Origin of the sequence: Pseudomonas sp. Root71 (genome assembly GCF_001429045.1) — a bacterium.
GTDB lineage: Bacteria > Pseudomonadota > Gammaproteobacteria > Pseudomonadales > Pseudomonadaceae > Aquipseudomonas > Aquipseudomonas monachiensis.
The window spans coordinates 131719-141519 of the sequence record NZ_LMHY01000006.1 but is presented as its reverse complement, the minus strand read 5'-3'; the positions used below and the strand labels follow the sequence as shown (position 1 = coordinate 141519).

Genomic DNA, 9801 nt, shown 5'->3' with positions numbered 1-9801 from the left:
AGGAGTAAACACCACTATGAATCTGTCCCGAAAACTGCTCGTCGGCGCCACGCTGGCCAGTCTGCTGCTAGGCGGTTGCACCTCGAAAGTGACTGAGAAAGAGCAATACTCAGGCTTCCTGTCCAACTACAACAACCTGCAGGAAGTGGAAACGCCGAGCGGCGGTACCGTGATGCGCTGGGTCAGCCCTTCGTGGAACCCGAATGCCTATGACACCGTGGTGTTCAATAAACTGGAGCTCTACCCTGCGCCAAAACCCGATGAGCGGGTCAACCAGCAAACGCTGACCGACATTCAGAACTACATGACCAACAAGGCCAAGGCCACCCTGGGTCAGAAGTATCGCGTAGTGACCAACACCTCATCCGCACCGGCGGGTTCTCGTCCCCTGATCATGCGTGCGGCAATTACCGGGGTGAACGCCGAGAACGAAGGCATGAAGTGGTATGAAGTGGTTCCCATCGCGGCCGTCGTCGGCGCAACCCAGGCCGCCACCGGCCACCGTGACCAGGAAACCACCCTGTTCATCGAAGCCGAGTTCGTCGACGCCAGGAGCAACCAGACCGTAGCCAAAGCGGTGCGTAAGGTGTTCGGCACCGAACTGAAAAACGAAAGCCAGCAGATTACCGCCAAGGACTTCAAGGCGGCGATCGACAAACTGGGTACCGACTTCCAGGCATTCCTCAAGTAACACCTGCCTTTGTGGCGAGCGAGCTTGCTCGCGCCGGGCTGCGTAGCGGCCCCTGGACTGTCGGCAACGACATGTTTTGCGACTGCTGCGCAGTCGGGAGCGGGAGCAAGCTCCCTCGCCACAGAGGTTCCCCTCCTGACCCTTGCGGTCACTTCTTCATCCCCACCCGCCGGCGCATCTCGGCATTGATCGCTTGTCGGGTTCCGGGCATCTGCGCCCACGGCCCATCCCCGACTTCAGCCAGACGTTCATGCACGTTGTGCAGGTTCCATTGATTGGCACCCTTGAGTTCGGCCACCTCTTCGCGCCAGATCGGCATCGACACCGGCAACCCTTCGCGGGTACGTACGGCGTAGGCGCAAATGGTGGTCGCCCCCAGGCCGTTGCGCAGGTAATCGATAAAGATCCGTCCGACCCGGTTCTTCGGTCCCGACACCGCCGAAAAACGCTCGGGCAACAGCTTGGCCATGTGGTTGACAATGGCATGGCTGAAATCCTTGACCTCGTCCCAACCGAGCTTGCGGGTCAACGGCACTACCACATGAATGCCCTTGCCGCCGCTGGTTTTCAGAAACGCCTTGAGCCCCAGTTCATCCAGCACCGACAGCGTCAGTTGCGTGGCCTCGACCATGCGCTTCCATGGCAGCGCCGGGTCCGGGTCAAGGTCGAGGACAAAACGGTCCGGCTTGTCGAGTTTGTCAGACGTCGCATTCCAGGTATGCAGTTCCACGGTACTCATCTGCACCGCGCCAACCAGCGCCTCGGCATTGTCGATGAGCATCATCGGCTGGCCGGTGAGTTGTTTGTCCAGCATGGTGATGCCGGGGATCGCCAGGTGCTCGGCGTTTTTCTGAAAAAACAGCTCGCCAGCGATGCCGTCCGGGGCACGCACCAGCGCCACCGGACGATCCTTGAGTTCGGGCAGGATCCACTCGGCGACACTGGCGTAGTACTGCGCCAGTTGCAGTTTGGTCGTGCCGCTGGCGGGGTCGATCACCCGGTCCGGGTGAGTGATGCGGACCTTGCCGTCCTCCAGACCGATCTGTGAGGGGGCAGGCGCGGTTTTCTTTTGCGTGGCTGCGGGCTTTGCCGTGCCGGTTTTTTTCTCAGTGGAGGTTTTCACGGTACTCGCACGCTCCTCGGTGATGGCTCGGGCCGGTTTGTCCTTGCGCAGACCATGGAACACGGCATGGCGTACCGAGCCGTCCCTGGTCATTTCAGCGAAGGCCACTTCCGCCAGCAGCCTGGGTTTGAGCCAGTGCACATCCCTGGCCTGCGAACCGACGGGTGGGTTAACCACAGGCGGCTTTTTCACCTGCAACGGCTTGAGTTGTTCATGGAGGCTGCGCAAGGTCGCCTCGTTGAACCCGGTGCCGACCTTGCCGGCGTAGCGCAACTCGCCGCCATCGCGGTCATGCAGCCCCAGCAGCAATGCCCCGAAGGCATGACGCGAGCCTTTCGGCTCGGTGAAGCCAACGATGATGAATTCCTGCCGTTGCTGGCATTTGAGCTTGATCCAGTCACTGCTGCGCCGGGAGAGATAGGGCGAACCCAGACGCTTGCCGATCAACCCTTCCATGCGCATCTGGCAGGCGCTGTCGAGCAAGGCCCGGGGCTCCTGGCCAAACGACTCGGAGAAGCGCAGCAACGGATCTTTATTGGCCTTGAGCACGGTCGCCAGCGCGGCCCGACGCTCTTCGACCGACACCTCGCGCAGGTCCACGCCATTGAGGTACGGCAGGTCGAACAGGTAGTAGAGAATGCCGTCGCTGCGATCCTCTTCGAAGGCGTTTTGCAGCGCCTGAAAGTCCGGCACACCCTGTTCGTCCATCACCACCATTTCACCGTCGAGCCACGCCGATTCCAGGTCCAGCGCGGCCAGGGCCGTGGCCTGCCCCGGCAGTTTGTGGGTCCAGTCGTGGCCATTGCGGGTGATCAGCTTCACCTCGCCGTGGTCGATGCGGGCCATGATGCGGTAGCCGTCGAACTTGATTTCGTAGCTCCACGGGCCGTCGGGGATTTTTTCCACCAACGTCGCCAACTCAGGCTTGAGCAACTCGGGTAGCCTGGCTTTGCGCGCACCGGTGAGGGGCGATGATGTTCCCGGGCGTGAGCGCTTGGCGGCGGCCCTGGAGGTCGCCGAAAAGTCACCCAGGCGGTTGTAATCATCGAGGTTACGGGGCATGGCTTACCTGCTTCACGCCAGGACGTCGAATGCAAACGTCTTCTAATCAAGCAGAGCCAGCGAGCGGCGCAATAATTCAATCAACGTTGAAAAAGCCCGGACGGACGGGCTTGTAGCGCGGGGTACGGCCGGTGTTTGCGCAGGTTGACCGAGTCATCGTTCTTCGCGAGCAGGCTCGCGAAGCTTTACCAAGGCGGATGCACCCTTTCAGGCAGTACCCTTGGCCTGCTGTTCCAGATGCAATTGCAATAGCGGGTCGATCTGCAACGCCGCAGCCAGTTCATCCAGATAGTTGCGCTCGGCGTCCTGCTGGTCGTCCACCAGCATCACACTGGCCAGGTACATCTCCGAGGCCATGGCCGGGTCGGTGGCCGATTGCGCCACTTCATTGGGGTCCAGAGGCTTGGCGACCTCGTCGTCCAGCCATTGCTGCAATTGCGGATCGTCGGTGTGACGGCCGATTTCAGTGCTGATCATGTGCTTCTCGGCTTCGTCGATGCGGCCATCGGCCTTGGCCGCGGCGATCAATGCCCGCAGGATCCCATGGCTGTGCTCCTCGGCCTCCGGGCCGGCCAGCAAGTCCACGGTCCGTGGCGCTTCTTGCGGCGCCGACGCCTGACTGCGTTGCCAGGCCTGGTACGCCTGGAACGCCATCATGCCCAGGGACGCCATCGCCGCATAATTAGTGCCGCCAGCGGAGCGACTTTGCGGTGCACCGCCCATCGGCGAACCACCACCGAGCAAGCCACCGAGCAAATCGCCCAACCCAGCGCCACCACCGCCACTGCCTGCACCAGCACCACCACCCAACAAGCCGCCGAGCAATCCACCCAGGTCGCCGAGCCCGCCTTGGGCCGACGAGCCACCGCCACCCTTTTGCGCCATCGAGCCCTGGCCGGCGCGCAGTAATTGTTCGAGCAGATCGCTGGTGTTCATGGCAGTTGTCCTCTTGAAGGGCGTTTATCCAGTCAGGCAACGATAGCCCCCGCCGGCGAATGTGCCAGCACCGTTGGGCTGACCCGCCCGCGCTACCGCGGATTGCTCCGGAGTATTTCCTGGCGGCGCAGCTAAGATTCATAGGTGGTGAACCTTATTCCCGCAAACCCGGTCGATACCTGCAACCCGACCCGGTTTGCCACCGCCCCCATACGCGGGGCGACAACTGGCTTGCTTCATTCACTGGAGAACGCCCCCGTGATTTCAACCCTGTACATCGCCAGGCTCAAAGCATGGGGCGCCCATGGCTTTACCGCCACTGGCGTGGTCACCGCTTTCCTCGCCACCCTGTCCCTGCTGGATAACCAACCGACCCATTGCCTGCTGTGGCTGGGTGTCGCCCTGATCGTCGACGGACTGGACGGTGCGCTGGCACGCAAGGTCAACGTGCAGTCGGTGTTGCCGAGCTTCGATGGCTCGATCCTCGACCTGGTGATCGACTACCTGACGTACGTGTTTATCCCGGCACTGTTCATCTACCGCTACATTCCGTTGCCGGACTACACCCTGCTGCTGAGCGTGTCGCTGATTCTGGTGTCGTCGCTGTTCTGCTTCTGCAACGTCAACATGAAGAGCACCGACAACTACTTCCAGGGTTTCCCCGCCGCCTGGAACGTGGTCGCCCTGTGCCTGTACATCATCGCCCCGCCGCCGTGGATCACCTTCGTCACGGTCATCGGCCTGGCGCTGCTGACCGTGACCCGGATGAAATTCCTGCACCCGTTTCGCGTGCGCCGGTTCATGCCGATCAACATTGCGGTGACAGCCATCTGGTTGCTGTGCAGCCTGTCACTGGTGCTCAACCATCCACGGATCAATCCGTTGGTAATGGGCTTGTGGTTGCTGATGTCGGCGTACTTCCTGGGCATCTGCCTGTGGCGCACGGCGCTGGAGTGGTTCGACGAGTCGGGGCTCAAGTAGCCATGGCGGTCCATATCGTTCAACTCGGATCACCCCGTCGGCCTGACGAAGGCTTGCGCCTGGGCACGGTACGCCGCCCTCCACGCGGCGTACCGAAAACCGAATTCGCCCGTCGGGACTTTTATGATGTCTGGCAACCGCTGCTGTCGCCCAGTGCCGAGTTGGTGGCCGAGGCCAAGGCTGCACAGGATGCCAAGGCCTGGGAGGTGTTCCGGCGCAAGTTCAAGGCCCAGATGAGCCAGCCCGCTGCCAGTCAGATGCTGGACCTGCTGGCCGCGCTGTCCCACCAGACGTCCCTGGCCGTGGGTTGTTATTGCGAGGATGAAGCGCATTGTCACCGGTCGGTGTTGCGCGAGTTGCTGCAAGCCCGTGGTGCCCTAGTGATTTAGAGGCAATGACCAACACACAACTCCTGTGGGAGCGGGCTTGCTCGCGAATGCGGTCTTTCAGTCGAAGATGCTGTGGCTGACACACCGCTTTCGCGAGCAAGCCCGCTCCCACATTGGACTTGTGGTAACTCAACGCCGCGTAATCACCACCTCCAGGTATTCACTCGGCACCACCAGCGACTTGTCGCCCGCCCGGTTCATCCGGTTGATCAACTCGCTCAGGTCCCTCTCCAGTGCCTTGGCGCCATCCGCGGGCAGCGCGGCGAAGGCCTTGTGCACCGGCCCGTACCACTGGCGGAAGGTGTCGATGAAATGCGCCGCCGAGCGATAGCGGAAATTGAACGTGCGGCGTGTCACCTGAAGCAGGAATTCACGCTCGTCGAAATGCTCGCGCAGCCAGGCTTCGCTGCCCCAGCGGGAGGGCGGATTGGCGCCCGGAGGGGGTGGCAGGTGTTGGCCCAGGGTCTTGAACATCTGGCCGACGAAACCTTCCGGCGTCCAGTTGGCCAGGCCGATCCGCCCGCCCGGGCGACAAACCCGCGCCAGTTCCGCGGCGGCCTTGGGCTGGTCTGGCGTGAACATCACGCCGAAGGTCGACAGCACGGCATCAAAACTGCCGTCGGCAAAGGGCAAGGCTTCGGCATCGGCGACCTGGAAGGAGACCTTCAGGCGTTCTGCCCGGGCCCGTTCTTCGCCGCGTTCGAGCAAGGCGGCGACATAGTCGGTGGACGTCACCTGGCAGCCACGGCGGGCAGCCGCGAGGGTTGCGTTGCCGTTACCGGCGGCTACGTCGAGCACGCGCTCATCGCACAACAGGTCGCAGGCTTCGGCCAGTTGCTCGCCGACGATCTGCAGGGTGGTGCCGATCACGGCGTAGTCACCGCTGGCCCAGGAGGCCATCTGGCGGTTTTTCAAGGCAGTCAGATCAATGGGTGCACTCATGGAAACGGTCTCTGGTTTGAAACACGAGTCGGGTCCGGTCGCGGTTACTCCGCCGTCGTCGGATCGATGATATTCATGACCTGGGAAATGCGGTTGGCGGGAAAACCACTGATCCTGGCGTGCTCCCGGATCTGCTCCTCGTTCGGCGAGATGTACACGCAGTAGAGTTTGTCACCGGTGACATAGCTCTGCAGCCACTGCACCTCTGGCAACTCACGCAACGCCTGGCAGGACTTTAGCGAAGCGGCTTTCAAATCCCTTTCCGACAATGCTCCGGCGCCCTGGATCTCGCGTTCAATCACGAACTTCGGCATGGCAACCTCTCTTTTCTTGTTCTGGGTAGCAGGGCCGGTATTGACCCCGTAGACAAACTATCGTCCTGACGGGCGCTGGCGTCCTGTCCGATCGTCGCCCAACCCTGCCCGATCGTCCGGAGATTCCACGTAGCGCGCAGGCGCGCTCACAATCAGGAACCTCCCACGGGGAAACCCCAATGGACGCTCTGTCACAGACCCTGCGTGTCGTGCACCTGGTCGGCGCGATCTTCATTAACGCCCGGTTCACCGCGCCCTGGTGCTACCAGTCGCCCAGCGCCGATACGGCGGCGCCGTTCCTGGAGCCCGATGCGGAACGAGTGGTGATCTTTCACCTGATCACCGAGGGTGAGTGCTACGTGGAATTGGGCGATGCCCCGCCGCTGCTGCTGAGTGCGGGCGACGTGGTGATCTTCCCCCAGGGCGATGCCCACCGCATGTGCTCCCGTCCCGGGTTGCCCCCGGCCACGGGTGCGCGACTGGATGCGGTGCTCGCGCGCCGCCCCAGGCAATTGAGCTATGGCGGAGGTGGCGCGGTCACCCGATTGGTGTGCGGCTACCTGGCGTGCGATACGCGCCTGGCGGGCATGTTGCTCAGGGGATTGCCGGCTGTGGTGCGGGTCAATGTGCGCGGTTCGAATGCCGGTATCTGGCTGGAATCTTCCGTGCGCTATGCCCTCGCCGAAGCCCGCTCGCCCCGCCCCGGTGGCGAAGGGGTATTGGCCAAACTCGCCGAAGTGCTGTTCATCGAAGTGCTGCGCCTGTACATGAACGAACAGGGCGAAGGCCGCACCGGCTGGCTGGCCGGTGTGCGCGACCGCATCGTCGGCGCAGCCCTCAACGCCTTGCACAAAAAACCCTGCCACGCCTGGACGCTGGACGAACTGGCGCGCACCGCCAGCACCTCAAGATCGGTGTTGGCCGAACGCTTCCAGCAACTGGTGGGGGTGTCGCCGATGCAGTACCTGACGCAATGGCGGATGTTGCTCGCCGCCAACCTGTTGCGCAGCAGCAATAGCTCATTGACGCGCATCGCCGAAGAAGTGGGTTACCAAACCGATACCGCCTTCAGCCGCGCCTTCCGTCGCGAGTACGGTGCGCCGCCGGCGGCGTGGCGGCGCGGTCAGGCCGCCTCGAATCACTTGAGCAGTCGCTGAACCGGCGGGGGCGACAGCACCGCCCAGGCCCGCTACTCTCGCTACTCAGCGACCAACCTCTGAAAGGACTCACAACATGGCACCCCGCCTGGACTGGCTTGCTCGACATATGCAGCACAGCAATACATTCGCTTCGTGGATCCACCGGCAGTTCCACTACGAATATGCCGGACAGCCCCTGCCCGACTGGCAACGAGAGTTCGCCGAAGGCCAGAACAACAGCGACTGGAAATGTCTGATCGCCCTCGACCACGACGAACTGCTGGGTGGCGCGGCACTGGCCAGGGCCGACCTGGCCCATCGCCCGGATCTGGGACCTTGGCTCGCTTGCGTGTTTATCACCCCCGAGGCACGCGGCAAGGGCCTGGCGGAGCAGTTGATAGAAGGGATTTGCGCGCAAGCCAAAGTCAGCGGCGAGAGGAGAATCTACCTGCACACCCAGGACCAGAGCGCTTATTACGCCAAGCGTGGCTGGGTGGTGCAAGAGCGTTTTCAGGCATGGGAAAAAGATCAATGGCTCATGGCGCGGGACCTGTGAGCCATTGATCGAGCGGATCACGCCGCTGGCGCGCTGGCCTTGGCCTCCTGCAGCAACTGCTGAATCATTTGTTCCTGCGTGTCGTAGCTGCCTTCACCGAAGTGGGTGTAACGCACCTGGCCCTTGGCATCGATCAGGTAGTGCGCCGGCCAGTACTGGTTGTCGAAGTTGCGCCAGATCGCGTAGTTGTTATCGATCGCCACCGGGTAGGTGATGCCGTATTCCTTCACTTTGGTCCTGACGTTGTCGATGATGCGTTCAAAGCCGTATTCAGGCGTGTGCACGCCGATCACCACCAGCCCGTCCTTTTCATACTTCTTCGCCCAGTCCTTCACGTACGGCAGGGTGTGCTTGCAGTTGATGCAGTCGAAGGTCCAGAAGTCCACCAGCACCACTTTGCCTTTCAGGGCCTCGTTGCTCAGGGCTGCCGAGTTGAGCCATTCCACTGCGCCGGACAGCGACGGCATGGCGCCCTGAGCATCGCCCATGGTGCTGTCGGCCTTGACCTTGCTGACCAGGTAATCGACGACTTTCGGCACGGCCTCCAGCACGCCTTTCTCCACACTGCTGACACCTTCCGATGAGGTATTGGCCAGCAACAGGTCATTGGCCCCGGTTGCAATCACTGCCGCACCGGCCAGCACCGCAACCCCGGCGCCACGACGCAACCAGCCAGTAACCGGAATCGACGGTTTCAAGCGATTGACCAGGCCGCAACCGGCAAAGATCAAGGTGCCCAGGGACAGCGCACTGCCCGCGCCATAGGCCACCAACAACAGACTGGTGCCGGCGTTCGCGCCCTGCAGCATCGCGCTGGTGAGAATCACCCCGAGGATCGGCCCGGCGCAGGGTGCCCAGAGCAGCCCGGTGGCGACACCGATCATGATCGACGCCAGCGGCCCGGACATCTTGCGCGAGTTCGGGTCGATGCGATTGCCCAGCAGCACGAAAGGCCGCGCCAGCCAGTCACCGACCCGGGCGGAGATCAGCGACAGGGCGAACAGCACCATCACCACCAGCGCGACGTGGCGGCCGGTGTTGCTGGCCTGGATCACCCACTCAGTGCTGACCACGGCCAGGCTGGAGACCAGGGCAAAGGTCAGGACCATGCCGCCGAGGGTGAGCAGGATCGAGGAGCGTGTGCGGTCAGCCCCGGCGAACAGGAATGGCACGACCGGCAGGATGCACGGGCTGAGGACGGTCAATATGCCGCCCAGGAAAGCGATGAGTAACATGGGATCACCTGATAAACATTAGAGGGCGACACATTGGCCAATGTGGGAGCGAGCCTGCTCGCGATGGCGTCGGGTCAGGCGGCACATCGTTGACTGAACCATCGCTATCGCGAGCAAGCTCGCTCCCACAGTGGATTGGGGGGTTCTCAAGCCGTCTGCTCATCCAGTAACTGCCCCTGAGGCGTGCGGCTGGAACCGTTCTCGGCGAGCATCTGACCTTGCGGCGTACGGCTGGAACCGTCCTGTGCAAGGAATCCCTGGGTGCCCTTCTCTGCCACCGGCGTGAGCTGGAAGCAGGTGTTGCTGGCGCAGGCACTTTGCTCGACAGCGGCATTGGCATGGGCTGCCGCACCGGCGACGGAAAAGGCGATGGCGGTCAAAATGCGGGAAACGTTGTTCATGATGTCCTTCCTGTTTCAAATGGATTGAGCGG

The 9801-nt window shown here is 62.4% G+C and carries 11 protein-coding genes; 5 read left to right on the top strand and 6 right to left on the bottom strand.

The genetic code is table 11. From position 1 onward, the window contains the following. Positions 1-16: 16 nt before the first annotated feature. Positions 17-691 carry a DUF3313 domain-containing protein gene (locus ASD95_RS07865; protein ID WP_056723678.1) on the top strand — a complete coding sequence of 225 codons (675 nt, stop codon included), beginning with the start codon at positions 17-19 and terminating at the stop codon, positions 689-691. Between the two features lie 148 nt (positions 692-839). Here the strand turns inward: ASD95_RS07865 and ligD are convergent, their stop codons facing one another. Together ligD and ASD95_RS07855 are read right to left on the bottom strand one after the other, a co-directional pair. After that, positions 840-2876 carry a DNA ligase D gene (ligD, locus tag ASD95_RS07860; RefSeq protein ID WP_082562930.1) on the bottom strand — a complete coding sequence of 679 codons (2037 nt, stop codon included), beginning with the start codon at positions 2874-2876 and terminating at the stop codon, positions 840-842. Positions 2877-3083: 207 nt separating this feature from the next. Continuing rightward, the gene (locus ASD95_RS07855; RefSeq protein ID WP_056723676.1) at positions 3084-3812 is read right to left on the bottom strand and encodes a tellurite resistance TerB family protein; all 729 of its coding nucleotides are present in this window, start codon (positions 3810-3812) and stop codon (positions 3084-3086) included. Between the two features lie 258 nt (positions 3813-4070). Between ASD95_RS07855 and pcsA the strand changes: the two genes are divergently transcribed. Both pcsA and ASD95_RS07845 read left to right on the top strand, forming a co-directional pair. Then, the gene (gene pcsA / locus ASD95_RS07850; protein ID WP_056723674.1) at positions 4071-4793 is read left to right on the top strand and encodes a phosphatidylcholine synthase; all 723 of its coding nucleotides are present in this window, start codon (positions 4071-4073) and stop codon (positions 4791-4793) included. A 2-nt stretch (positions 4794-4795) separates the two neighbouring features. Beyond that, complete coding sequence (locus ASD95_RS07845) at positions 4796-5182, top strand: DUF488 domain-containing protein (RefSeq protein WP_056723672.1); 387 nt, start codon at positions 4796-4798, stop codon at positions 5180-5182. Between the two features lie 129 nt (positions 5183-5311). On the opposite strand, the gene ASD95_RS07840 is transcribed toward ASD95_RS07845, so the two are convergent. Beyond that, entirely contained in the window at positions 5312-6124 is an 813-nt protein-coding gene (locus tag ASD95_RS07840; RefSeq protein WP_056723670.1) for a class I SAM-dependent methyltransferase, read from the bottom strand. A gap of 44 nt (positions 6125-6168) precedes the next feature. Beyond that, complete coding sequence (locus ASD95_RS07835) at positions 6169-6438, bottom strand: DUF4242 domain-containing protein (RefSeq protein WP_056723667.1); 270 nt, start codon at positions 6436-6438, stop codon at positions 6169-6171. Positions 6439-6617: 179 nt separating this feature from the next. Between ASD95_RS07835 and ASD95_RS07830 the strand changes: the two genes are divergently transcribed. Then, positions 6618-7595 carry an AraC family transcriptional regulator gene (locus ASD95_RS07830; RefSeq protein ID WP_056723666.1) on the top strand — a complete coding sequence of 326 codons (978 nt, stop codon included), beginning with the start codon at positions 6618-6620 and terminating at the stop codon, positions 7593-7595. A gap of 76 nt (positions 7596-7671) precedes the next feature. Continuing rightward, positions 7672-8133, top strand: coding sequence for a GNAT family N-acetyltransferase (locus ASD95_RS07825; protein ID WP_056723664.1), 462 nt, complete (start codon positions 7672-7674; stop codon positions 8131-8133). 17 nt (positions 8134-8150) lie between these two features. Here the strand turns inward: ASD95_RS07825 and ASD95_RS07820 are convergent, their stop codons facing one another. Beyond that, the gene (locus tag ASD95_RS07820; RefSeq protein WP_056723662.1) at positions 8151-9368 is read right to left on the bottom strand and encodes a cytochrome c biogenesis protein DipZ; all 1218 of its coding nucleotides are present in this window, start codon (positions 9366-9368) and stop codon (positions 8151-8153) included. Between the two features lie 146 nt (positions 9369-9514). Further along, positions 9515-9769, bottom strand: coding sequence for a hypothetical protein (locus tag ASD95_RS07815; RefSeq protein WP_056723660.1), 255 nt, complete (start codon positions 9767-9769; stop codon positions 9515-9517). Between the last annotated feature and the right edge of the window lie 32 nt (positions 9770-9801).